This is a genomic window from Veillonella seminalis (assembly GCF_003992065.1).
GTDB lineage: Bacteria > Bacillota > Negativicutes > Veillonellales > Veillonellaceae > Veillonella_A > Veillonella_A seminalis.
In genome coordinates this window covers 1-23,150 of the sequence record NZ_RQUZ01000020.1, presented here as the reverse complement: position 1 = coordinate 23,150, position 23,150 = coordinate 1, and the positions used below count along the sequence as shown (strand labels likewise).

Here is a 23,150-nt window from a genome sequence, read left to right as displayed (position 1 = left end):
TGAATTGATTACACCAATCGCTATTGAAGCCGGTCTTCGTTTCGCTATTCGCGAAGGTGGCCACACAGTAGGTGCCGGTGTTGTTACTGAAATTATCGAAGGATAATTAGTAGTAAAACGTAGGTCACAAACCTATAATTTATGCAGCGCAGAGCGGCATGTAAGTGCCGCTCTTGTGTTGTGTTTTTAAACTATGATATAGAAGGTTGCCTCTGCGGAGGAGAATTTCTATGGAGCAGTTCATTCATGAAATGAGCGACAGGAGGAAGTTATTCATGGCTAAACAGCAAAAAATTCGTATTCGTTTGAAATCATACGATCACAAAGCTCTTGATCAGAGCGCGGCAAAAATTGTTGACACTGCAAAACGCAACGGTGCATTAGTATCCGGTCCAATTCCATTGCCAACTGAAAAAAATATTTTTACAATTCTTCGTTCACCACATGTCAATAAAGACTCTCGTGAACAATTCGAAATGCGTACACATAAACGTTTAATCGATATTCTTGAATCAAATGCGAAAACAGTAGATGCTATCACCCGTCTTGAATTACCGGCTGGTGTGTCTATTGAAATAAAATTATAATAAGGAGGTGCGATTATGTCTAAAGCTATTTTGGGTAAAAAGTTAGGAATGACTCAGATCTTCACTGCTGAAGGTAAGTTAGTTCCTGTCACTGTAGTGGAAGCAACCCCAAGCGTAGTAGTGCGCGTTAAAACTGTTGAATCCGACGGTTACGATGCAGTACAGCTCGGCTATGGCTCCATTAAAGAAAAACATTTAACTAAACCTGTAAAAGGCCAGTTCGATAAAGCCGGCGTAGCACCGGTTAAATATCTTCGCGAACTTCGCCTTGCTGAAGCAACTGATTACACAGTGGGCCAAACTCTGGCAGCTGATATCTTCGCAGAAGGTGAGTTGGTTGATGTTGTAGGTACAGGTAAAGGTAAAGGATTTGCGGGCACTATTAAGCGCCACAACTTCCATCGTGGTCCTGTAACTCACGGTTCCAAATCTCATCGTGAACCTGGTTCCATCGGTCCTATGATCTCCGGTGGCGGCGGTAAGGTATACAAAGGCAAGAAACTCCCTGGACAAATGGGTGGTGGCAGAGTTACCGTACAGCGCTTATCTGTAGTAAAAGTTGATGCAGACCGTAACTTACTTTTAGTTAAAGGTGGTATTCCGGGCGCTAAAGGCAGCCTAGTAATGGTTCGCAACACGGTAAAACCTGTTAAATAACATTGTCGAAAGGAGGATCTCTAATGCCAACATTAACAAAATACAATATGTCCGGCGCTAAAGTCGGTGAAATACAGTTAAATGATGAAGTATTTGCAGTTGAAGTTAACGAAGCTGTAATGCATCAAGCCGTAGTTCGTCAGTTATCTAACGAACGTCTTGGCACTCACGCAACTAAAACGAGAGGTCTTGTTCGTGGTGGTGGTCGTAAACCTTGGAAACAAAAAGGTACCGGCCGTGCTCGCGTAGGCTCCACTCGTAGCCCATTATGGGTTGGTGGTGGTACCGTTTTCGGTCCGCAACCTCGCAGCTATTACAAGGCAATGCCTCGTAAAGCTAGACGTCTTGCAGTTAAATCTGCGCTTAGCGATAAAGTAAACAACAACGAATTAATCGTATTGGACGAATTAACCTTAGCAGCTCCAAAAACGAAAGAAGTATTAAACATCCTTAATAACTTCAACGTAGGTGACGCTAAAGTATTATTTATCACTGAAAGTGATATTAACGTAGAACGTTCCGCTCGTAACATCCAAGGTGTTAAAGCTTTGGCTTGGGAAGGCATGAACATTTTCGATCTTCTCCACTACGATAAGCTCTTCATCACTGAAGGTGCCGTAGCAAAGATTGAGGAGGTGCTCGCATAATGGAATTACGCGATGTTCTTATTCGTCCGATTATTACAGAAAAAACTACTCTGCTCATGGAAGAAGGCAAATACACTTTCCGTGTGCCTTTGACTGCCAATAAAGTGCAGATTCGTCAAGCTGTAGAAAAAATCTTCAACGTACAGGTAGAAAAAGTAGCTACCATTCGAGTTCTTGGTAAAGTAAAACGCATGGGCCGTACACAAGGTAAACGTAGTGATTATAAAAAAGCTATCGTAACTTTGAAGGCTGGCGAATCCATTGAATTCTTTGAAGGTGTTTAAGATAGTCTAGTAAGGAGGCCCCATAATGGCAATTAAATCATTCAAACCGTACTCCGCTGGTCGTCGGTTTATGACAGTATCTGCCTTCACTGAAATCACTGCAAGCAAACCTGAAAAGTCCTTGCTCGCTAAGGTTTCTCAGACAGGCGGTCGTAATAACACCGGTAAAATGACTGTACGTCACCAAGGTGGCGGTCACAAGCGTCAGTACCGTATTATTGACTTCAAACGTACTAAAGATAATATTCCGGCTAAAGTAGCATCTATCGAATACGATCCTAACCGTAGTGCTCGTATCGCATTGCTTAATTATGCCGATGGTGAAAAACGCTACATTCTTGCTCCACATGGCTTGAAAGTAGGCGACACTGTATATAGCGGTCCTGAATCCGATATTAAACCGGGCAACTGCTTACCATTACTCAACATTCCTTTGGGTACTCAAGTACACAACATTGAAATGAAAATCGGTAAAGGTGGCCAGATTGTTCGTTCTGCAGGTACTTCTGCTCAGCTTATGGCTAAAGAAGGTTCCTATGCATTACTTCGTTTACCATCCGGTGAACTTCGTCGTGTGCATATCAATTGTCGTGCAACCGTAGGTGTTGTTGGTAACATTGATCATGAAAACATTACAATCGGTAAAGCCGGTCGCCATCGTTGGATGGGCGTTCGTCCTGGCAACCGTGGTGTTGTAATGAACCCTTGTGACCATCCACATGGTGGTGGTGAAGGTAAGTCTCCAGTTGGTCGTAAACATCCTGTTACACCTTGGGGGAAACCGGCACATGGTGTTAAAACTCGCGACAAGAAAAAAGCTTCTAGCAGCTTGATTGTTAAACGTCGTACAAAATAGGATAGCAGGAAGGAGATAAGACAGTGTCCAGATCTATAAAAAAAGGCCCTTTCGTCGCAGCTTCGCTCGTGAAGAAAATTGATGCCTTAAATGAAACTAATGATAAGAAAGTTGTAAAAACCTGGTCTCGTGCCTCTACTATTATCCCTAACTTTGTAGGCCATACAATTGCTGTGCATGATGGTCGCAAACATGTACCTGTATTCGTTACAGAGGATATGGTAGGTCATAAATTAGGCGAATTCGCTCCAACTCGTACTTTCAAAGGTCACGTTAAGAGTGAAAAAACAACCGGTAAGAAATAATATAGGAGGAATTAGATAATGGAAGCAAAAGCAATCGCTAGACACGTGCGCATCGCGCCTCGTAAAATCCGTATTGTTGCTGACCTCGTTCGCGGCAAGAATATCGGCGAAGCATTTGCCATCTTGAAGTTCACTCCGAAAGTTGGCGCCGATGTAGTAGAAAAAGTTATGCGTTCCGCAATCGCAAATGCAGAACACAATTTTGATATGAATGTTGACAATCTTTATGTATCCGAAATCTTCGTTGATCAGGGTCCAACAATGAAACGCATTCATCCTCGTTCCCGTGGACAGGCTTTCAAAATTTTGAAACGCTCCAGCCACGTAACAGTAGTAGTTTCTGAAAGAGCTTAATAGAAGGAGGGAATATAGTGGGTCAGAAAGTTAATCCCCATGGTTTGCGTGTTGGTATCGTAAAAGATTGGGACGCAAAATGGTATGCTGATAAAGATTACGCTGCAAATCTTCACGAAGACGTTTTAATTCGTAACTTCTTGAAGAAAACCCTTTTCATTGCCGGTATTTCCCGCATTGAAATTGAGCGTATTAATAAACGTATTAAATTGACTATCCACACTGCAAAACCAGGTATGGTTATCGGTCGTGGTGGTGCAGGTATCGAAGATATCCGCAAAGCGTTAAAACGCTTCACTGATAAACAAATCGATGTAAACATCGCTGAAATTAAGCAAGCTGATATGGACTCCGTATTAGTTGCTGAAAACATTGCCAGCCAGTTGGAACGCCGTATCGGTTTCCGTCGTGCAATGAAACAAGCCGTAGGTCGCACAATGCGTCTTGGTGCAAAAGGTATTAAAATTATGGTTAGCGGTCGTTTAGGCGGCGCTGAAATCGCTCGTAGCGAATCCTACCGTGAAGGCAGTATCCCATTGCACACACTTCGTGCCAATATCGACTACGGTACTGCTGAAGCTCATACAACTTACGGTTGTATCGGCATCAAAGTATGGATTTACAAAGGTGAAGTATTGCCGGAGGCAAAACAAGCACCTGCTAAGAAGGAAGAAGGTGACAACTAATGCTTATTCCAAAGCGCGTAAAGCATCGTAAACAGTTCCGCGGTCGTATGAAAGGTCGCGCAATGCGTGGTAACACAGTTGCTCACGGTGAATTCGGTTTAGTAGCATTAGAGCCATCTTGGATCACAAACCGTCAGATCGAAGCAGCTCGTATTGCTATGACTCGTTATATCAAACGTGGTGGTAAAGTTTGGATTAAAATTTTCCCGGACAAACCAATCACAGCTAAACCGGCTGGTACTCGTATGGGTTCCGGTAAAGGTTCCCCTGAATACTGGGTTGCAGTAGTAAAACCAGGTCGCGTAATGTTCGAAATGGACGGCGTATCTGAAGAAGTAGCTCGTGAAGCTATGCGATTGGCAGGTCATAAACTTCCAATCAAAACTAAGTTCGTTGTTAAGGGTAAAGAATTGGGTGGTGACGTAAATGAAGGTTAATGACATCCGTAACATGAGCGCTGCCGAAATGGAACAAAAAGTTTCCGGCCTTAAAGAAGAGTTGTTTAACCTCCGTTTTCAGCTCGCAACTGGTCAATTAGAAAATCCAATGCGTATTCGCGAAGTTAAGAAAACTATTGCGCGTATTAAAACAATTCAGCGTGAAGCTGCTCTTAAAGGAAACGCATAATAACAAATTTTGTTTGGATTGAAAAGGAGGCTAATGGTCGTGGCAGAAGAAAGAAATGTACGTAAAGTACGTGTGGGCAAAGTTGTAAGTAACAAAATGGACAAAACCATCGTTGTTTCTGTTGAACGTAAAGTGCCGCACGCATTATATAACAAGCCAATGGTAACAAACAAACGCTTTAAAGCTCATGATGAAAACAATGAGTGCCAAATTGGCGATACAGTTAAAATTGTAGAAACTCGTCCACTTTCCAAAGATAAACATTGGAGATTGGTTGAAATTATTGAAAAAGTAAAATAATACGTGATGTAAGGAGGAAACACGATGATCCAGCAACAAACAATTTTGAATGTTGCCGATAACACTGGCGCAAAACGTATTATGTGTATTCAAGTTTTGGGCGGTTCTTATCGCAAATTCGGCAATATCGGTGACGTAATCGTTGCTTCTGTAAAAGATGCATCACCCGGTGGCGTTGTCAAGAAAGGCGACGTAGTTAAAGCCGTTATTGTTCGTTCTAAAAAAGGTATCCGTCGTCAGGACGGTTCTTATATTCGTTTCGACGAAAATGCAGCAGTAGTAATTAAAGATGACAAGAGCCCACGTGGCACTCGTATTTTTGGACCGGTAGCTCGTGAACTTCGTGAAAAAGACTTCATGAAGATCATCTCTCTTGCTCCGGAAGTATTATAAGAAGGAGGAACGCGACGATGTCCCAAACTAAACTTCTAGTAAAAAAAGGCGATACTGTTGTTGTTATCTCCGGTCGAGATAAAGGCAAACAAGGTGAAGTTATCGCTACTGAACCTAAAAAATCGCGCGTTTTCGTGAAAGGTGTTAACTTAGTTAAACGCCACACGAAACCAAGCCAGGCTAACCCTCAGGGCGGCATCATCACTAAGGAAGCTCCTATCCATGTTTCCAATGTAATGGTAGTTGATCCTGAAACTAAACAGCCTACTCGTATCAAAAAAGTAGAACAAGATGGTAAATTCGTACGTGCGACTGTGAAAAGCGGTGCCGTACTCGATAAATAATAAGGGAAAGGAGGGCTTTTAACTAATGTCTCGTTTAAACGAAAAATATACTAGTGAAATTCGTCAGGCTTTACAGGAAAAATTCCAGTACAAAAACGTAATGGAAATTCCTAAATTGGAAAAAGTCGTTATCAATATTGGTGTTGGCGATGCAGTTGGTAATGCTAAAGCATTGGAAGCTGCCGTTAACGACCTCACTATTATCGCCGGTCAGAAACCGGTAATCACCAAAGCTAAGAAATCCATCGCTAACTTTAAAGTTCGTGAAGGCATGGCCTTAGGTACTAAGGTAACTCTTCGCGGCGAACGCATGTATGAATTCTTAGACAAGTTGATCAACGTTGCGTTGCCACGTGTACGTGACTTCCGCGGCGTGAGTGCTACGGCTTTTGATGGCCGCGGCAACTATGCATTGGGTCTTAAAGAACAGCTCATCTTCCCTGAAATTGAATATGATCAGGTAGAACGTGTAACAGGTATGGATATCATCGTAGTTACAAGCGCTAAAACCGATGAAGAAGCGCGTGAGTTATTGACTCTTTGTGGCATGCCGTTTGAAAAATAATTAGGAGGAACTTATAGATGGCTAAAAAATCTATGATTGAACGCGAAAAGAAACGTGCTAAAATCGTTGCTAAATATGCTGCTAAGCGTGAAGCTTTAAAAGCTGCCGGCGACTATGAAGCATTGGCACAATTGCCAGCAAATGCTTCTCCAACTCGTTTACATAATCGTTGCAACTTGACCGGTCGCCCACATGGCTACATGCGTAAATTCGGTATTAGCCGTATTGCGTTCCGTGAACTTGCATACAAAGGACAGATTCCTGGCGTTAAAAAAGCCAGTTGGTAATTGGATTACGGGAGGAGGTTTTTAGAATATGGTAATGACCGATCCGATTGCGGATATGCTTACGCGCATCCGTAATGCAAATGCTGCTCTTCATGAATCCGTAGAGATTCCTGTATCTCGCATGAAGGCTGCCGTTCTGGAAATCCTTAAAGAAGAAGGATTTGTAAAGAGCGTTGAAACCGTTGAAAACGGCAAACACACAGTTTTAAAAGTAACGTTAAAATATGGTTCCAATAACGAAAAAGTAATTACTGGAATTAAACGTATTTCCAAACCGGGATTACGTGTTTATGCGAAGAAGGAAGAACTCCCTCGCGTACTTGGTGGTTTAGGTATTGCAGTTATTTCTACATCTAAAGGTGTAATGAGCGACAAACAAGCTCGTAAAGAAGGCCTTGGTGGCGAAGTACTCGCATACGTATGGTAATCAGGCAATAGGAGGTAGAAATAATGTCACGTATCGGTAGAATGCCTATCGAGATCCCTGAAGGCGTTACAGTTAACTACGCAAACCACGTAATGACTGTAAAAGGCCCTAAAGGTGAATTATCTCGTGAATTGCATCCGGATATGATTATTACTGTGGAAGGTAATACAATCACAGTAGCTCGTCCGAGCGAAGATAAAGCGCATCGTTCTTTACATGGCCTCACTCGCGCTCTTGTTGCTAACTTGGTAACAGGCGTTCATGATGGCTTTGCTAAAACATTGGAAATCAACGGTGTTGGTTACAGAGCAGCCAAACAAGGTAACAAATTAGTGCTTACCCTTGGTTTCTCTCATCCAGTAGAGATGGAAGCTCCTGCTGGTATTACCATCGACGTGCCGGCTCCTAACAAAATCGTTGTTAGTGGTGCTGACAAAGAAGTGGTTGGTGCTGTAGCTGCTAATATTCGTAAATGGAGAGAACCGGAACCTTACAAAGGTAAAGGTATCCGTTACGAAGGCGAAGTTGTTCGTCGTAAGGCTGGTAAAGCCGGCGCTAAAGGCAAATAATATCAGTAGAATTTAGAAAGGAGTGAACATCTTGGCTCGTAAATCCACAAGAAATATTGCTCGAGCAAAACGTCATCTTCGTATTCGTCGTCACATTTCCGGCACGGCGCAATGCCCACGTTTGAACGTATTCCGTAGCCTTAGCAACATCTATGCACAGGTTATTGATGACGTAGCTGGTACTACTTTGGTAGCAGCAAGCTCATTAGATAAAGAATTAAACTTGAACTATGGTGGCAACAGTGCTGCAGCTAAAGCTGTTGGTGAATTAGTTGCTAAACGTGCTATCGCAAAAGGTATCGAAACAGTAGTATTCGACCGCGGTGGTTACATTTATCATGGTCGTGTAGCGGCCCTTGCAGAAGGCGCTCGTGAAGCTGGCTTGAAATTCTAAGAAGGAGGAACTTTAGACATGGCGAGAATTGACTACACCAGTCTTGATCTTAAAGAAAGAGTAGTATTCATCAACCGCGTAGCCAAAGTAGTAAAAGGCGGTCGTCGTTTTTCCTTCAGCGCTTTAGTAGTTGTCGGTGATGGCAACGGTCACGTAGGCGTTGGCTTAGGTAAAGCGGCAGAAGTGCCTGAAGCAATTCGTAAAGGCATTGATGATGCTAAGAAAAATCTTATTCACGTTGTTATTAAAAACGGTACAATTCCTCACACTGTAACCGGTCGTTTCGGTGCAGGCAGCGTTTTCTTGAAACCGGCTGCAGAAGGTACCGGGGTTATCGCAGGTGGCCCTGTTCGTGCCGTATTGGAATTAGTTGGTGTTCGTAACATCCTTACGAAATCCCTTGGTTCTTCCAACCCTAACAACATGGTTCGCGCAACAATTGAAGGTTTAGCTCAGTTAAAACGTGCAGAAGAAGTGGCAGCACTTCGAGGCAAAACTGTAGCTGAAATTTACGGCTAATAAGGGGGATTGACTGTAATGGCACAGGTAAAAATCACATTGACCAGAAGCTTAATCGGTCGCCCTGAAGATCAGCGCGCAACTGTAAAAGCTCTTGGCTTAAAGAAAACTAACTCTCAGGTAGTTAAAGAAGTTACACCTCAAATTCAGGGTATGCTTCACAAAGTTAGACATTTAGTTACTGTAGAAGAAGTATAATATAGATAAGGAGGTGCACTGAATGAAACTTCATGAATTAGCTCCAGCAGCAGGTTCTAAAAAGACACGCACTCGTCGTGGTCGTGGTCTTGGTTCCGGTCTTGGTAAAACCGCTGGCCGTGGTCAGAAAGGTCAAAACTCCCGTAGTGGTGGTGGCGTACGCTCTGGCTTCGAAGGTGGCCAGATGCCTCTTTATCGCCGTTTACCAAAACGTGGTTTCAAAAATGTGTTCGCTAAAGAATATGCGGAAGTTAACATTTCCCAACTTAACCGTTTTGAAGATGGTGCTACGGTTGATCCGGTAGCTCTTATCGAAATGGGCATTTTGAAAAACGTACGTGATGGTATCCGTATCCTTGGTAATGGCACGTTAGAAAAGAAATTAACAGTTATTGCTAATGGTTTTACTAAAACTGCCGAAGAAAAGATTGTAGCAGCAGGCGGAAAAGTAGAGGTGATCTAGGGTGCTAGAAGGCCTCTCGAACATCTTTAAAATAACAGAGCTACGCAATAAAGTAGCGTATACATTACTTATGTTTATCGTGTTTAGGGCAGGCGTTCATATTCCGGTCCCTGGCGTAGATGCCTCTGTTATTGAAAGCTTATTTACATCCGGCGGTTTATTCGGTCTCTTAGACTTATTCGCCGGTGGTGCGTTAAGTAAGTTCTCCATCTTTGCCATGAGTATTACCCCATACATCAATGCGTCGATTATTATGCAGCTGTTAACAGCGGTAGTACCGACGTTTGAACAATGGAGTAAAGACGGTGAAGACGGACGTAAGAAAATTGCCAAAGTAACACGCTATGGCACCGTAGTTCTTGGTTTTGTCCAAGCTTTCGGTATGTCCTATGCGTTACGTGCTAATAGTGCACTTATTGACAACAGTTTCTTATCAGTTATTGTAATTGCCATCATTCTTACAGCAGGGACTTGTCTCCTAATGTGGATTGGTGAACAAATTACAGCATACGGCATTGGTAACGGGATTTCCCTTATCATCTTTGCCGGTATCGTAGCGCGTTTCCCCTCGGGATTCAGCACAATCTACGAATATTTACAAGTTGGAACAATCAATATTTTTCAAGCAATATTATTTGCGATTATCGCTGTTGCAATGATCGTATTTGTAATTGCGGTAACCCAAGGTCAACGTCGTATTCCGATTCAATACGCCAAACGCGTAGTTGGTCGTAAAATGTACGGTGGCCACTCAACCTTCCTTCCTCTTAAGGTCAACCAGGCAGGGGTTATTCCAATTATCTTTGCGTCATCCGTTTTGATGTTCCCTGTGACGTTAGCTCAGTTTGTGCAGGTTGACTGGGTAAGAACACTGGCTAACTACTTTACATGGGGGACCCCATTGCAGACAGTTTTATATGCTGTATTGATTTTTATTTTTACGTACTTCTATACAGCAATCTCAATTAACATTACGGATATGGCAGATAATATGAAAAAATACGGTGGATTTATTCCAGGCATTCGTCCGGGTAAACCTACTGCTGATTATGTAGATCGCGTAATGACTCGCATTACCTTCGCGGGCGCCTTATTCTTGGCACTCGTTGCTATTTTACCTAACTTTATCGGTGGTATTACAGGCATCGAAGGTGTGTATTTTGGTGGTACAGCATTACTTATCGTTGTCGGTGTTGCCTTAGATACAATGCAACAAGTTGAATCTTTGGTATTAACCCGTCACTATAAGGGCTTTGTTAAATAGGAGGAAAATAGCTATGTATATTTTATTAATGGGACCTCCCGGTGCCGGTAAAGGTACTCAGGCTACTCGTTTAATCGATAAATATGGTATTCCTCAGATTTCAACCGGTGATATGTTCCGTGCGGCGGTTAAGGAATGTACCCCTCTTGGTCTTGAGGCTAAGAAATACATGGATGCGGGCCAACTCGTACCGGATAGTGTTACGGTAGGTATTGTACGTGAACGCCTTGCCAAAGATGATTGCAAAAACGGCTTCATCCTTGACGGCTTCCCTCGTACAACTGCCCAAGCAGTATCATTAGATGCTATATTAAAAGAAATGGGAATTGTTCTTGATGCCGTTGTTAACCTCAACGTTCCTAACGAAGAGTTGGTACGACGCATCAGTGAACGAGCACGTCTTGAAAATCGTGACGATGATAAACCGGAAACAGTACAGAAACGTCTTGCTGTATACGACGAATCTACTAAGCCTTTAATTGATTACTATCGTAACAGTGGTTTATATGTAGAAATCAACGGATTACAGGATGTGGATGCAGTATTTACAGATATCATTAAAGCGTTGGAGAAATAATCAATGATTATTTTGAAATCGCAACATGAAATTGAGTATATCCGTCAGGCATGTAAACTCACTGCTGATACGTTAACAGAGCTTATCGCATTAGCAAAACCGGGTGTTACTACACTTGAGTTGGATCAATTTGCCGAAGAATATATTCGCAGCCATGGTGGTGAACCGAGCTGCAAAGGTTACTATGGGTATCCTGCAACAATTTGCGCTTCTATCAACGATGAAGTGGTTCATGGTATTCCCAATGCTCATCGCAAGCTGAAGAACGGTGATGTTATCAGCATCGATCTCGTTTCTTCAGTTAATGGGTATCATGGTGATTCCTGTGTAACCATTCCTATTGGGAAGGTCAAACCACAAGTTATGAAACTTCTCAAGGTGACAGAAGAAAGCTTGTTCAAAGGTATTGAACAGGCAGTTGTCGGGAACAGAGTGGGCGATATTTCCCACGCTGTTCAGACGTATTGTGAAAAATTCGGATTTGGTGTGGTTCGTGATTTTGTAGGTCATGGCCTTGGTCGTGAAATGCATGAAGATCCACAAATTCCAAATTACGGTCCGGCTGGGCATGGTCCCTTATTAAAGCCGGGTATGGTGCTTTGTATTGAGCCAATGATTACTATGGGTACTTATGAAGTACATGTTCTGGACGATGACTGGACTGCCGTTACTCGTGACGGCAAACCGGCAGCGCACTTTGAACATACAGTGGTTGTTACAGAAAACGGCCCTGAAATTTTGACCATGCGTGATGAACCCAGGTTGATAAAATAACCAGTAGCCGGAGGAAATGATATGTCAAAAGAAGACGTTATTGAAGTGGAAGGTACGGTCGTAGAGGCATTACCTAATGCCATGTTTCAGGTAGAGCTTGAAAATGGTCATGTGGTACTTGCTCATGTGTCAGGCAAAATGCGTATGAATTTTATTCGTATCCTTCCCGGTGATAAAGTTACTATGGAACTGACACCATATGACTTAAATCGTGGTCGTATTACCTACCGTTTTAAATAGTAAGCGGCAGCGACACAAAGGAGGTACTTATGAAGGTTAGACCATCAGTTAAAAAGATATGCGAAAAATGCAAAATCATTAAACGTAAAGGCCGTGTAATGGTAATTTGCGAAAACCCGAAACATAAACAAAAACAAGGATAATTGATAGGAGGTGGATGAATAGATGGCACGTATAGCCGGTGTAGATTTACCACGTGACAAACGTGTGGAAATTGGTTTAACTTATATTTATGGTATCGGACTTACTTTGTCCAAAGAAATTTTGGAAAAAACTGGTATTAATCCTGATACTCGCGTTCGTGACCTTACTGAAGATGAAGTTGCGAAAATTCGTGCTCTTCTTGATGAAGATTACAAAGTTGAAGGTGACCTTCGTCGTGAAGAAGCCCTTAACATTAAGCGCTTAATTGAAATCAACTCCTATCGCGGGAAACGTCATCGTGCAGGCTTGCCTTTGCGCGGTCAACGCACTAAGACAAATGCTCGTACTCGTAAAGGTCCTAGAAAAGCAATCGCTGGGAAGAAAAAATAATAAAGGAGGGATAAAGCGTGGCTAAAAAGGTAGTAAGAACTAAAAGAAAAGAAAAGAAACACGTTGAATCCGGTGCGGCTCATATCCGTTCCACATTCAACAACACTATCGTAACTATTACTGACACAAACGGTAATGCACTTTCCTGGGCTTCCGCAGGTGGTCTTGGATTCCGTGGTTCCCGTAAAAGCACTCCATTCGCAGCTCAGATGGCCGCTGAACAAGCAGCTAAAGCAGCTATGGAACATGGCTTACGTCAGGTTGAAGTATTCGTAAAAGGTCCAGGCTCCGGCCGTGAAGCTGCAATCCGTGCATTGCAGGCTGCTGGTCTCGAAGTAAACAGCATTAAAGACGTTACTCCGATTCCTCACAATGGTTGCCGTCCTCCAAAACGTCGTCGTGTATAATTTATAGTTTTAAGCGATCGCAATCTGCGGTCGCTATGATATACTATAGATAGAAGGCGTGTTTTATAGGAGGATTGTCCTGATGAGCGAAGAAAAGAAATTAAAAATCGAGAAAGTTGAAGTACGCGACAACGGTCGTTATGGTAAATTCGTCTGTGAACCATTAGATCGCGGCTACGGGATTACGCTCGGTAACAGCTTACGTCGAATTCTGCTTTCGTCTTTAGATGGAGCGGCTATCACTTCCATCAAAATTGATGGCGTGCTTCATGAATTTTCTACAATTCCTGGTATTCGTGAGGACGTAACGGATATAATCCTAAACCTCAAGCAGTTGTTCCTTCGTCTTGACAGTGAGGCTCAAGTGCCGGTAGATCTCCACGTAGATATTCAGAAGGAGGGCGTTCTAACTGCCGGAGAATTGGAACGATTTTGTCCACCGGAATTAGAAATTTTAAATCCTGACCTCGTAATCGCTACGATGGATGAAGTGGCTCATCTCGTAATGGATGTTCGCATTGAACGTGGTAAAGGATATGTGCCATCAACGAAGAATAAAAAAGATGATGATGTAATTGGTCGTATTCCAATCGATTCCATCTTCTCCCCAATTCTTCGTGCCAAATATGAAGTAAGTGATGTACGTGTAGGTAATGAAATGGACTTTGATAAATTAACTCTCGAAGTTGTTACCAACGGTTCCATTACCGCTGCGGAAGCAGTAGCACGTTCGGCTAATATTATGATTGGCTATTTGAAAAACTTCACCAAGTTAGCTCATTCGGCTGAAGAATTTATCGTTCCTAGCGATGATGACGTTTTGGACGGTAAAAACGATCCGGATGGCGTTGATGGTCCGGATGATGACGGTCCATCAAAAATCCTTATCGACGATTTGGAATTATCCGTTCGTGCATACAATTGTTTGAAACGCGCAAGCATCAATACAATTGCCGACCTCTTGGATAAGAGTATGGATGATTTAGGTAAGGTACGTAATTTAGGTAAAAAATCCATTGATGAAATTGAAGAAAAACTTCAGAAACATCCATTGGGACCATTTTACTTGAAGAAAAAAGGCGAATAAGGAGGATGACTAATGTATAGAAAATTAGGCCGTGACAGCTCTGCTCGTAAAGCTTTATTCCGCGGTATGTTAACATCTTTCTTCCAGTATGATCGCATTGAAACGACTGAAGCTAAAGCTAAAGAATTACGTGGCTTGGCTGACCAGATGATTACCCTTGCTAAACGCGGTGATCTTCATGCACGTCGTCAGGTGCTTGCATACCTTATGGACGAAGATGTAGTTAAAAAATTATTTGACGAAATTGCTCCAAAATATGCTGATCGTCAGGGCGGTTACACTCGTGTAATTAAGCTTGGCCTTCGTAAAGGCGATGCGGCTCCATTAGCACTTATCGAGCTTGTTTAATAATTAGGAAGTCGGTGTTGCAACGGATGTTAGCAACACCGCTTTTTTATGCTTTTTTATGATATAATGAGATACCTGCGGTTTAAGGGAACTCTGTCACACATTTGTGGGGTATTTTGGCACATGCGTATATATTTATGGCTATATAAATAAAAACAGTTTTATGTAAATAATTAACTGATAGGATACAAATAGAAATGATATTGACAACCTCGTTTATTTATAAGGTTGACGAATCGTTGCTGTTTTTATATTATCAATGTAGTGATATTGCAGTTTAATCATATAGATTTACTAAGATTTGAGGATATTATGAGCACACAGGATATAATGATACAAACCGAACACATGAGTCATACCTATCAAGATGAGTCCGGCAATGTAGTATATGCCCTCGATGATGTGAGCCTATCCATTCGTAAAGGGGAATTTGTAAGTATTATCGGTACGAACGGTAGCGGTAAAAGTACCTTGGCTAAACATTTTAATGTATTGTTGACGCCGTCTAAAGGGACTGTTACGGTTCTTGGTATGGATACGAAGGATCCGAAACATCTGTGGGATATTCGTCAACATGTGGGTATGGTCTTTCAGAACCCGGATAATCAGATTGTAGCGGCCGTGGTAGAAGAAGACGTGGCTTTTGGCCCGGAAAACTTAGGTGTTGAACCTAAGGAAATTCGTCGTCGTGTTGATGAAGCCTTGGCCAATGTCAATATGACAGATTATGCCTTACATTCTCCGGGGCTTTTATCGGGCGGACAAAAGCAGCGCATTGCCATTGCCGGTGTCTTGGCAATGAAACCGGATTGCATTGTTCTCGATGAACCGACGGCCATGTTGGATCCGGCAGGACGACAGGAAGTGTTGGATACCGTTCACCGCTTAAATAAAGAAGAAGGTATTACCATCGTATATATTACGCACTTTATGGAAGAAGCCGTAACATCTGACCGCGTGGTGGTTATGAAAAACGGTAAACTTTTGCACGACGGAACACCGCGTGAGATTTTTTCACAGGTACCGATGCTTAAAGAATTGGGGCTGGATGTGCCGGTTGCCGCAGAAGTGGCAACAAAGTTACGTCTTGATGGGGTCACCTTATCAAACGGTATTATTACTGAGGAAGAATTGGGGGACCAATTATGCCAATAATTTTAGACTCCGTTTCCTACGTATATGGTGAACATACACCGTTTCGTAAGGAAGCATTGAAGGGGATTAACTTAACAATCAACGAAGGTGATTTTGTAGGCATCATCGGTCATACCGGTTCCGGCAAATCCACCTTGGTGCAACATTTGAACGGGCTTTTGCATCCTACGGCCGGTAAGGTTACGATTAACGGCGTCGATGCAGCACTTAAGACCGAAGAAGCTAAATTAATGCGTCATAAAGTGGGCATGGTATTTCAATATCCGGAACATCAATTGTTTGAAGAAACAATTGCTCAGGATATTGCGTTCGGCCCTAAAAACTTAGGCCTCAGCGATAGCGAAGTAGATGAACGAGTTCGCGAAGCTATGGACTTTGTGGGACTTGATTATGAAACATATGCCAATCGTTCGCCGTTCCAATTATCGGGCGGACAAATGCGACGCGTTGCTATTGCCGGCGTGGTAGCACTTAATCCGAGTTACCTCATTTTGGATGAACCGTCCGCAGGGCTCGATCCGTTCGGCCGTGAAGAAATCTTCCAAAAGATTATTGATTTACATGCTAAAAAAGGCATTACGGTTGTACTCGTATCTCATAATATGGAAGACATATCACGTATGGCTAACCGTTTAATTGTCATTGATAACGGGCAGATTCAACTGGATGGTAAGCCTATCGATATCTTTATGAATAAACGTAAGGAATTACAGGCTGCCGGAGTTGATGTACCGCCGGTATCTAAATTAGTTGAATATTTACGAGACCGCGGCTTGCCGGTTTCACAGCAGGTTATATCCGTAGATGACGCTGTTAAAGCGATTGAAGTTGCTTTAAAGGAGGTTAACCATGCTAAGTAATATTACTATCGGACAATACTTCCCGGGCGATTCTTTCTTGCATCGTATGGATCCTCGCGCTAAAATCATTGCTACTATGATATTCATCGTAGCAATCTTCTTGGCTGAAACAACGTTAGCTTATACGATTGTGGGATTATTTACCTTGTTTACGGTTGCATTATCACGTTTGCCGATGCGCCTCGTTTGGAACTCGGTTAAACCGCTTTGGATTATCATCGTATTTACTATGGGGGTTCATGTTTTTACGACACCGGGTACGATGATTTGGCAGTACGGCTTCTTGCACATCAGTGAAGAAGGGGTACGCATGGGCAGCTACATGGCAGCTCGCTTGGTATTCCTGATTATTTTCTCGTCTTTACTTACGTATACGACGTCACCGATTCGCCTGACTGACGGTATTGAACACTTGTTAAATCCATTTCGCCGTATTGGCGTGCCGGCACATGAGCTGGCTATGATGATGACTATTGCGCTTCGTTTTATTCCGACTTTATTGGAAGAAACAGATCGCATTATGAAAGCTCAGGCTTCACGCGGTGCCGATTTTACAACAGGCAGTTTGGTAAAACGAGCTAAAAATATGGTGCCGTTGTTGGTGCCGCTTTTTATCAGTGCGTTCCGGCGTGCCGATGAATTGGCTATAGCCATGGAAGCTCGTTGCTACCGCGGTGGTGAAAATCGTACACGTATGAAAGAATTAACGGTAACAAGTTATGATTATATTGGTATTGCCGGTATTTTGGTGATTACGGTTGTACTGTTGGTATTACGCTTTATACCATTGGGGTAATTAATTCGCGGAGTTCATCGATTGGGCTCCGCGAATTGCAGGTTATAATGATTTTGTAATTTTGTAATTTGTGATTTTATAGTGCTCAGTCAACGGTTTATGACTGGTGCTTTAAAATGAGGAGGGCTGTCATTGGCGGCAAAACAGCGGAATATTCGTTTAATCGTTGCTTATGACGGCACGGAATTAAACGGGTATCAGAGTCAGGTAAACGGCATTACGGTACAGGATTGTTTGGAAGCGGCGCTTACAAAAGTGTGCAATGAGCCGATTTCCATTTATGGAGCATCCCGTACTGATGCGGGGGTTCACGCACGGTTTCAAGTGGTTACTTTTTTTACGACCGGCAGCATACCGGCAGAAAACTTAACACGCGCTTTAATTGCTCATTTACCGCCATTTATTGTGATTCGTAAGGCTGAGGAAATTCCTTTGGATTGGCGTCCGCGCTGGCGCATTGTGGGGAAGGAATATATATATACGATTCATAATGACGTCATCGAAGATCCGATTAGCATGCGTTATCATTGGCATGTTAAAAAGCCGTTAAATAGGGCAGCCATGATGGAGGCTGCTAAAGCCTTGGAAGGGACACATGATTTTACGACCTTGCAAGGGGCCAATTCCACACCGGCTAATCCGGTGAAAACGATGTTTGCGGTGACACTTCGTTTTATAGGGCCCACCGTGTACATTCACGTTATCGGCGACGGTTTTTTATATCATATGGTGCGCAATATAGCGGGCCTTTTAGTTGATGTAGGGCTGGGCCGGTTTGCTCCGTCACAAGTCCCCGATTTAATAGCCGCTCGTGATCGGCGCGTAATCGGTAAGACGGCACCGCCGCAAGGTTTATGTTTGGAAGAAATTTTCTTTAATGAAGGTCGACGTCAAGCTGTGATTGAAAGTTTACGCAGTTGATATGATTATATGTTATATATAGTCATTCCGGCTTATAATGAACCGTAAAATTCGGTTAAAAGGGAACTAAATTGTGGGGATATACCGTTTGCTCATAGCTTGCGGTGAGAGAACTGAAATTGAGTCGGAAATTCTACAGAAACTCTTTCTCATATCATTCTTGTGATATTTCAAACCGGTTCTTATTCAGAAATATAATTCAGAGATTTACTTACATACATAAATAAAAAATTAATAAAATGCAAAAAATAACTAAGCAAATTCTCATTTATTTGATTAAATCAGATAGACGATTTGGGGGCCATTAACGTATAAATGACTATGACAAGGCTGTTTTTACATAATTTTAGACTCACTTTGGTAACCTTACAATTGACTTTTTAAGATTTTTAACATTAATAAATATTATTTATTTAGGAATTAATATTCATAAATTGGTTTTTGTAAAATAATTTATACACTATAGAATATAACGATAATTCACCATAATTATCGATTGCAGGCTAGTCATAGAGATGCCATTTCTTTGGCGTATGATGATTGATGATTTTGTATAAAAATGTTAAAATGTAAAGTAGTTGAAAGGTTTTACAGATCCACTATACTAAGTAATGTTAATCCTAAGGAGGGTGAATCTTTTGCAAAAACGTAAAGATTTTATCTGGAAAATGGGTGGCCAGCAGGGCGAAGGTATCGAAAGCTGCGGCGAAATTATGGCCACAATCTTAGCTAAAGAGGGTTACTCTTTGTACAGCCAACGTTTATTTGCTTCCCGTATTAAAGGCGGCCATACAACGTTTGCGTTGCGCATTGCTCTTGAGCCAATCATGACAGTAGGTGAATCCATCGACTTTTTAGTTGCTTTGGATCAGGAAACTGTTGATATGCACGGCGGTGAAGTTCGTAAAGGCGGTTATATTATTTGCGACAGCAAAGTAAACCCTGACTTCTCCAAATATGAAGGTTCTCCAATTACTTGTTTAGCCGTTCCGATTACCGAAACAGCTATGAAACAAGGTTCCTTATTAATGCGTAATATCGTAGCTTTAGGTATGTCGGTAGCCCTTTTAGGATTTGACAAAGCTCCGTTCAGAACAGCTATTGCAGCTCGTTTTGCGAAGAAATCGGAAGACATCATCGATAAGAACTTAAATGCTTTCGAAGACGGTCATGCACTTATCGTTGAAAAACGCGGTGAAGGCGACGTTGATACCTTGCCTGTACCTGAACCAAAAGATCAGATGTTCTTATTGGGTAACGAAGCATTAGCTTTAGGTGCTATTGCGGCAGGTTCCCGTTTCATGGCTTCCTATCCGATTACACCGGCTTCCGAAGTTATGGAATACATGATTAAGAAAATGGACTCTATCGGTGCTACCGTTGTTCAGACAGAAGACGAAATTGCTGCTTGTATGACTGCTATGGGCGGTGTATATGCAGGCGTTCGCGGTTTCACTTGTACTTCCGGCCCGGGCTTAAGCCTTATGGCTGAATCCATGTCCATGGCTTCCATGGCTGAACTTCCAATGCTCGTTATCGATGTACAACGTTCCGGCCCATCCACCGGTATGGCTACTAAAGTAGAAACTTCCGATATTAACGCAGCTTGCCACAATGCTCATGGTGACTATGCGAACATCGTTATTTCACCAACCAGCATTGAAGAATGTTTCTATGAAATTCAGAAAGCATTCAACTTGGCTGAAATGTATCAATGTCCGGTAATCTTCATGCCTGACTTACAACAAGGCCTCAATAAACAATCCGTTCCTTCCTTTGATTTGAATCGTGTACCGATTGAACGCGGTAAATTGATGAAAGAAGAAGACCTTCCTGCATTGGAACGTCCTCATTACTTCAAACGTTTTGAATTGACTGAAGACGGTATTTCCCCTCGTACAATTCCTGGTATGAAGAACGGCTTGTTCTTATCCACCGGTCTTGAACATAACGAAGAAGGTAAACCGGCTGAAGCTCCTACTATGCACGTTAGCCAGACTGACAAACGTTTGCGTAAATTGAGCACAGTTGCTGAAGTATATGATCCATTCCTCAACAATGCTAAACATGATGAATGTGACGTATTGGTAATCGGGATTGCCTCCAGTCGCGGTGCTATCGAAGAAGCAGCGGCTGAACTTGAAGCCGAAGGTGTTAAAGTTAACCACTTGCAACTTCGCTTGATTAAACCGTTCCCTAAAGAACAGTTAATGCCATTCTATGAAAAAGCTAAAAAAGTTGTTATTTGCGAACAAAACGCAACAGCTCAATTAGCTGATATTTTCCGTATCAATATGCCTAACAAATGTAAGCTCCATAGTTGCTTAAAATATGATGGTAATCCATTCACAGCAACCTATGTGAAGAAAGCAATTAAGGAGGTTTTATAAGATGGCACAAGTGACCGATTACAGAAATGATATTCGCCCTAACTGGTGTCCCGGCTGCGGCCACTATGGGGTACAGGCTGCCATTACCGATGCGGTAACTCAGCTTGATATTGCTCCGGAAAGATTAGCCGTTATTTCCGGTATCGGCTGTTCCAGCCGTATCGGCGGTTATTTCTACGCATATGGTGCACATACGACTCACGGTCGTGCGTTACCTTATGCTCAAGGGGTAAAATTAGCTAATGAAGATTTAGAAGTTGTTGTTTGCGGCGGTGACGGTGATGCGTTCGCTATCGGTATGGGCCACACTATCCATGCATTCAAACGTAATGTAAATATTACTTACGTTGTAATGGATAACCATGTTTACGGTTTGACTAAAGGTCAGACATCCCCTCGTTCCGATATTGGTTTTGTAACTAAAACGTCTCCACACGGATCGTTTGAATCTCCATTACCAATTTGTGAAACAGCAATTGCTGCCGGTGCTACTTTTGTAGCCCAAGGCTATATGATTAATCGTGCCGAACTCGTTGAATTGATTAAACAAGGTATGCAGCATGAAGGTTTCTCCTTCATCAACGTATTCAGCCCTTGCGTAACTTACAATAAACGTAACGGTTATGATTATTTCAAAGAAAACTTAACGTCCTTAACGACGATTGAAGGCTATGATCCTACAGATCGTGCCGCTGCCCTCAAAACATTGGGCGAACACGAAGGCTTGTTGACCGGTCTTATTTACGAAGACAAAACGAAACCTTCCTTCGAAAAAGCTTTGGCTGCCGCTAACGGTGGTCCTCATGCACGTGCTTTGGTAAAAGATGTAGTTAAACCTGATGCTGCTATGTTCCGCGGCTTGTGCAACGAATTCAAATAAGATGTACGACAACAGTAATTATGACAAGTGATGTGACGTCTTAGTGATGTTCATGGAGCTTGTATCGGTAACAGGCGATACCAAGGTGTCGCCTGTTACTCTGTTTACTGTCAGACAGTTCGTAACCATCCTGTCTTTAAATAAAACTAAGGAGATTATAAAATGAATACTTTAAGTACAACAAAAAAGCTGACTATTTCAGGGCTTTGCTTAGCCATGTATATTGTGATTATGATGATGACGCAGGGATTTGCTTTCGGGCAATACCAAGTGCGTATTGCTACGGCTTTATATGGTCTGGCCGCTTTATTTCCGTTTTCCGTATTGGCGTTCGGCATCGGTAATTTGGTAAGTAATTTACTTATGGGCGGTTTGGGACCGATTGATGCTATCGGTGGTTGTTTGGTAGGTCTTATGACGGCCGGTGGCATTGCGTATGCTAAAAAACGCGGTGTCGGTAATTGGATTGTCATTCCGTTTATTACATTGGTTCCCAGTTTGGTAGTGCCACTTTGGTTGGCACCAATTTTGAATTTACCGTATGGATTATTAGTATCTTCATTATTAGTGGGGCAGAGCATTTCTGCAGTAGTGAGCTTTTTTATTGTGAACGGCTTAGAACGTTATGCCGGAACTATGCTCGGTGTGGTACAATCTAAGCAACAGCCGGTTGAAGCGGCTGAAACAGCTGCAGACGATGAAGAAACTGTGCTGGATGTCAATGAAGCAAGTAAAGTGTAAGGAGGTGCCTCTTAATGGCAAGCGGCAGAACAAGTGAAGAACTGCAAGGAGTACATGGCCTTGGCAGTCAACAAACAAAGTATCCTATGGATTATGCACCGGAAGTGCTTGAATCATTCGTTAATAAACATCCGGGCAATGATTATTTTGTAAAATTCAACTGTCCTGAATTTACGAGCCTTTGTCCGATGACGGGGCAGCCTGATTTTGCGACGATTTATATTTCTTATGTGCCGGATGAACGCTTGGTAGAAAGTAAATCACTTAAATTATATTTGTTCAGTTTCCGCAATCACGGCGATTTCCACGAAGACTGTGTGAATATCATTATGAAGGATTTAATTAAGCTTATGGAGCCAAAATACATTGAAGTATGGGGCAAATTTACGCCTCGCGGCGGCCTCGCCATCGATCCGTATGCAAACTACGGTAAACCGGGTACTGAATGGGAAAAGGTAGCTAAAGAACGTCTCCATTTCCATGATATGCAGCCGGAACGCGTAGCGTATCGCTAAAAGCTGAGTAGCTATAGCGATTAAATTTGTAAATTAGTTCGTAATTAAAACGAGCAGTGATACAATAATTAAACAGCTATGAGTCTTATTACTAATTAAGACTCATGGCTGTTTTTTCATAAATTTTGGCCTATAGGACATTTTGAGTTGGTTTTTAGACCGATGAGACTAGTATTTATCTAGTCTTGTCGGTCTTTTA

39 protein-coding genes are annotated in these 23,150 nt (G+C 42.4%); all 39 read left to right on the top strand.

What is annotated here, in order from left to right; all coding sequences use genetic code 11:
• Nucleotides 1–106, top strand: a 106-nt coding sequence (locus EO126_RS11095; RefSeq protein WP_164726745.1) for an EF-Tu C-terminal domain-related protein, incomplete at its 5' end; no start/stop codon positions are given.
• A gap of 169 nt (nt 107–275) precedes the next feature.
• Nucleotides 276–587: a 30S ribosomal protein S10 gene (gene rpsJ / locus EO126_RS10595; RefSeq protein WP_040770779.1), complete on the top strand. Its 312-nt coding sequence runs from the start codon at nt 276–278 to the stop codon at nt 585–587.
• 15 nt (nt 588–602) lie between these two features.
• Nucleotides 603–1,244 carry a 50S ribosomal protein L3 gene (gene rplC, locus EO126_RS10590; RefSeq protein ID WP_006555653.1) on the top strand — a complete coding sequence of 214 codons (642 nt, stop codon included), beginning with the start codon at nt 603–605 and terminating at the stop codon, nt 1,242–1,244.
• Nucleotides 1,245–1,267: 23 nt separating this feature from the next.
• On the top strand, nt 1,268–1,891 hold the full coding sequence (gene rplD / locus EO126_RS10585; protein ID WP_006555654.1) for a 50S ribosomal protein L4: 624 nt from the start codon (nt 1,268–1,270) through the stop codon (nt 1,889–1,891).
• Complete coding sequence (rplW, locus tag EO126_RS10580) at nt 1,891–2,175, top strand: 50S ribosomal protein L23 (protein WP_006555655.1); 285 nt, start codon at nt 1,891–1,893, stop codon at nt 2,173–2,175. The genes rplD and rplW overlap by 1 nt, the downstream gene beginning before the upstream one ends.
• Before the next feature lie 25 nt (nt 2,176–2,200).
• Nucleotides 2,201–3,031, top strand: coding sequence for a 50S ribosomal protein L2 (rplB, locus tag EO126_RS10575; RefSeq protein WP_006555656.1), 831 nt, complete (start codon nt 2,201–2,203; stop codon nt 3,029–3,031).
• Between the two features lie 23 nt (nt 3,032–3,054).
• Nucleotides 3,055–3,336, top strand: coding sequence for a 30S ribosomal protein S19 (gene rpsS / locus EO126_RS10570; RefSeq protein WP_006555657.1), 282 nt, complete (start codon nt 3,055–3,057; stop codon nt 3,334–3,336).
• 18 nt (nt 3,337–3,354) lie between these two features.
• Nucleotides 3,355–3,690 carry a 50S ribosomal protein L22 gene (rplV, locus tag EO126_RS10565; protein ID WP_006555658.1) on the top strand — a complete coding sequence of 112 codons (336 nt, stop codon included), beginning with the start codon at nt 3,355–3,357 and terminating at the stop codon, nt 3,688–3,690.
• Nucleotides 3,691–3,707: 17 nt separating this feature from the next.
• The gene (gene rpsC, locus EO126_RS10560) at nt 3,708–4,376 is read left to right on the top strand and encodes a 30S ribosomal protein S3 (RefSeq protein ID WP_006555659.1); all 669 of its coding nucleotides are present in this window, start codon (nt 3,708–3,710) and stop codon (nt 4,374–4,376) included.
• Entirely contained in the window at nt 4,376–4,813 is a 438-nt protein-coding gene (gene rplP, locus EO126_RS10555; protein WP_006555660.1) for a 50S ribosomal protein L16, read from the top strand. The genes rpsC and rplP overlap by 1 nt, the downstream gene beginning before the upstream one ends.
• A complete protein-coding gene (rpmC, locus tag EO126_RS10550; protein ID WP_006555661.1) occupies nt 4,803–5,003 on the top strand; it encodes a 50S ribosomal protein L29 in 201 nt (66 codons plus the stop codon). The genes rplP and rpmC overlap by 11 nt, the downstream gene beginning before the upstream one ends.
• A 39-nt stretch (nt 5,004–5,042) precedes the next feature.
• Nucleotides 5,043–5,303 carry a 30S ribosomal protein S17 gene (gene rpsQ, locus EO126_RS10545; protein ID WP_269145961.1) on the top strand — a complete coding sequence of 87 codons (261 nt, stop codon included), beginning with the start codon at nt 5,043–5,045 and terminating at the stop codon, nt 5,301–5,303.
• A 24-nt stretch (nt 5,304–5,327) separates the two neighbouring features.
• On the top strand, nt 5,328–5,696 hold the full coding sequence (gene rplN / locus EO126_RS10540) for a 50S ribosomal protein L14 (RefSeq protein ID WP_006555663.1): 369 nt from the start codon (nt 5,328–5,330) through the stop codon (nt 5,694–5,696).
• A gap of 17 nt (nt 5,697–5,713) precedes the next feature.
• Nucleotides 5,714–6,040, top strand: a complete 327-nt coding sequence (gene rplX / locus EO126_RS10535; protein WP_006555664.1) for a 50S ribosomal protein L24 — start codon at nt 5,714–5,716, stop codon at nt 6,038–6,040.
• 25 nt (nt 6,041–6,065) lie between these two features.
• The gene (gene rplE / locus EO126_RS10530) at nt 6,066–6,605 is read left to right on the top strand and encodes a 50S ribosomal protein L5 (RefSeq protein ID WP_006555665.1); all 540 of its coding nucleotides are present in this window, start codon (nt 6,066–6,068) and stop codon (nt 6,603–6,605) included.
• Between the two features lie 17 nt (nt 6,606–6,622).
• A complete protein-coding gene (rpsN, locus tag EO126_RS10525; protein WP_006555666.1) occupies nt 6,623–6,892 on the top strand; it encodes a 30S ribosomal protein S14 in 270 nt (89 codons plus the stop codon).
• A 28-nt stretch (nt 6,893–6,920) separates the two neighbouring features.
• Nucleotides 6,921–7,319 (top strand): 30S ribosomal protein S8, encoded by a 399-nt coding sequence (rpsH, locus tag EO126_RS10520; RefSeq protein ID WP_006555667.1) that lies wholly within the window; start codon nt 6,921–6,923, stop codon nt 7,317–7,319.
• Nucleotides 7,320–7,342: 23 nt separating this feature from the next.
• Nucleotides 7,343–7,888, top strand: a complete 546-nt coding sequence (rplF, locus tag EO126_RS10515) for a 50S ribosomal protein L6 (protein ID WP_006555668.1) — start codon at nt 7,343–7,345, stop codon at nt 7,886–7,888.
• 22 nt (nt 7,889–7,910) lie between these two features.
• Complete coding sequence (gene rplR / locus EO126_RS10510) at nt 7,911–8,282, top strand: 50S ribosomal protein L18 (RefSeq protein WP_434466359.1); 372 nt, start codon at nt 7,911–7,913, stop codon at nt 8,280–8,282.
• Between the two features lie 18 nt (nt 8,283–8,300).
• Nucleotides 8,301–8,801 carry a 30S ribosomal protein S5 gene (rpsE, locus tag EO126_RS10505; protein ID WP_006555670.1) on the top strand — a complete coding sequence of 167 codons (501 nt, stop codon included), beginning with the start codon at nt 8,301–8,303 and terminating at the stop codon, nt 8,799–8,801.
• 18 nt (nt 8,802–8,819) lie between these two features.
• Nucleotides 8,820–8,999, top strand: a complete 180-nt coding sequence (gene rpmD, locus EO126_RS10500; RefSeq protein ID WP_006555671.1) for a 50S ribosomal protein L30 — start codon at nt 8,820–8,822, stop codon at nt 8,997–8,999.
• A 22-nt stretch (nt 9,000–9,021) separates the two neighbouring features.
• Entirely contained in the window at nt 9,022–9,462 is a 441-nt protein-coding gene (gene rplO, locus EO126_RS10495; RefSeq protein ID WP_006555672.1) for a 50S ribosomal protein L15, read from the top strand.
• A gap of 1 nt (nt 9,463) precedes the next feature.
• Nucleotides 9,464–10,726 carry a preprotein translocase subunit SecY gene (secY, locus tag EO126_RS10490; RefSeq protein WP_006555673.1) on the top strand — a complete coding sequence of 421 codons (1,263 nt, stop codon included), beginning with the start codon at nt 9,464–9,466 and terminating at the stop codon, nt 10,724–10,726.
• A gap of 13 nt (nt 10,727–10,739) precedes the next feature.
• Nucleotides 10,740–11,303 carry an adenylate kinase gene (locus EO126_RS10485; RefSeq protein ID WP_006555674.1) on the top strand — a complete coding sequence of 188 codons (564 nt, stop codon included), beginning with the start codon at nt 10,740–10,742 and terminating at the stop codon, nt 11,301–11,303.
• A gap of 3 nt (nt 11,304–11,306) precedes the next feature.
• A complete protein-coding gene (gene map, locus EO126_RS10480; RefSeq protein ID WP_006555675.1) occupies nt 11,307–12,077 on the top strand; it encodes a type I methionyl aminopeptidase in 771 nt (256 codons plus the stop codon).
• Between the two features lie 21 nt (nt 12,078–12,098).
• Nucleotides 12,099–12,317, top strand: coding sequence for a translation initiation factor IF-1 (gene infA, locus EO126_RS10475; protein WP_005377071.1), 219 nt, complete (start codon nt 12,099–12,101; stop codon nt 12,315–12,317).
• A gap of 29 nt (nt 12,318–12,346) precedes the next feature.
• On the top strand, nt 12,347–12,460 hold the full coding sequence (gene rpmJ, locus EO126_RS10470) for a 50S ribosomal protein L36 (protein ID WP_006555676.1): 114 nt from the start codon (nt 12,347–12,349) through the stop codon (nt 12,458–12,460).
• A 22-nt stretch (nt 12,461–12,482) separates the two neighbouring features.
• Nucleotides 12,483–12,851 (top strand): 30S ribosomal protein S13, encoded by a 369-nt coding sequence (gene rpsM / locus EO126_RS10465; protein ID WP_006555677.1) that lies wholly within the window; start codon nt 12,483–12,485, stop codon nt 12,849–12,851.
• Nucleotides 12,852–12,868: 17 nt separating this feature from the next.
• Nucleotides 12,869–13,258, top strand: a complete 390-nt coding sequence (gene rpsK / locus EO126_RS10460) for a 30S ribosomal protein S11 (protein WP_006555678.1) — start codon at nt 12,869–12,871, stop codon at nt 13,256–13,258.
• Between the two features lie 82 nt (nt 13,259–13,340).
• Nucleotides 13,341–14,345 carry a DNA-directed RNA polymerase subunit alpha gene (locus EO126_RS10455; RefSeq protein ID WP_127008813.1) on the top strand — a complete coding sequence of 335 codons (1,005 nt, stop codon included), beginning with the start codon at nt 13,341–13,343 and terminating at the stop codon, nt 14,343–14,345.
• A 12-nt stretch (nt 14,346–14,357) separates the two neighbouring features.
• The gene (gene rplQ / locus EO126_RS10450; RefSeq protein WP_006555680.1) at nt 14,358–14,693 is read left to right on the top strand and encodes a 50S ribosomal protein L17; all 336 of its coding nucleotides are present in this window, start codon (nt 14,358–14,360) and stop codon (nt 14,691–14,693) included.
• A gap of 312 nt (nt 14,694–15,005) precedes the next feature.
• The gene (locus tag EO126_RS10445) at nt 15,006–15,848 is read left to right on the top strand and encodes an energy-coupling factor transporter ATPase (RefSeq protein WP_127008812.1); all 843 of its coding nucleotides are present in this window, start codon (nt 15,006–15,008) and stop codon (nt 15,846–15,848) included.
• On the top strand, nt 15,839–16,708 hold the full coding sequence (locus EO126_RS10440) for an energy-coupling factor transporter ATPase (protein ID WP_127008811.1): 870 nt from the start codon (nt 15,839–15,841) through the stop codon (nt 16,706–16,708). Before EO126_RS10445 ends, EO126_RS10440 begins: the two co-directional genes overlap by 10 nt.
• Nucleotides 16,698–17,504: an energy-coupling factor transporter transmembrane component T family protein gene (locus tag EO126_RS10435; protein WP_127008810.1), complete on the top strand. Its 807-nt coding sequence runs from the start codon at nt 16,698–16,700 to the stop codon at nt 17,502–17,504. Before EO126_RS10440 ends, EO126_RS10435 begins: the two co-directional genes overlap by 11 nt.
• Nucleotides 17,505–17,636: 132 nt before the next feature.
• Nucleotides 17,637–18,425, top strand: a complete 789-nt coding sequence (truA, locus tag EO126_RS10430; RefSeq protein ID WP_006555684.1) for a tRNA pseudouridine(38-40) synthase TruA — start codon at nt 17,637–17,639, stop codon at nt 18,423–18,425.
• 638 nt (nt 18,426–19,063) lie between these two features.
• Complete coding sequence (locus EO126_RS10425; RefSeq protein WP_127008809.1) at nt 19,064–20,815, top strand: 2-oxoacid:acceptor oxidoreductase subunit alpha; 1,752 nt, start codon at nt 19,064–19,066, stop codon at nt 20,813–20,815.
• A gap of 1 nt (nt 20,816) precedes the next feature.
• Nucleotides 20,817–21,695: a 2-oxoacid:ferredoxin oxidoreductase subunit beta gene (locus EO126_RS10420; protein WP_006555686.1), complete on the top strand. Its 879-nt coding sequence runs from the start codon at nt 20,817–20,819 to the stop codon at nt 21,693–21,695.
• Between the two features lie 162 nt (nt 21,696–21,857).
• Nucleotides 21,858–22,436: a QueT transporter family protein gene (locus EO126_RS10415; protein ID WP_127008808.1), complete on the top strand. Its 579-nt coding sequence runs from the start codon at nt 21,858–21,860 to the stop codon at nt 22,434–22,436.
• A 14-nt stretch (nt 22,437–22,450) separates the two neighbouring features.
• Nucleotides 22,451–22,951: a preQ(1) synthase gene (gene queF / locus EO126_RS10410; RefSeq protein ID WP_127008807.1), complete on the top strand. Its 501-nt coding sequence runs from the start codon at nt 22,451–22,453 to the stop codon at nt 22,949–22,951.
• Nucleotides 22,952–23,150: the final 199 nt, after the last annotated feature.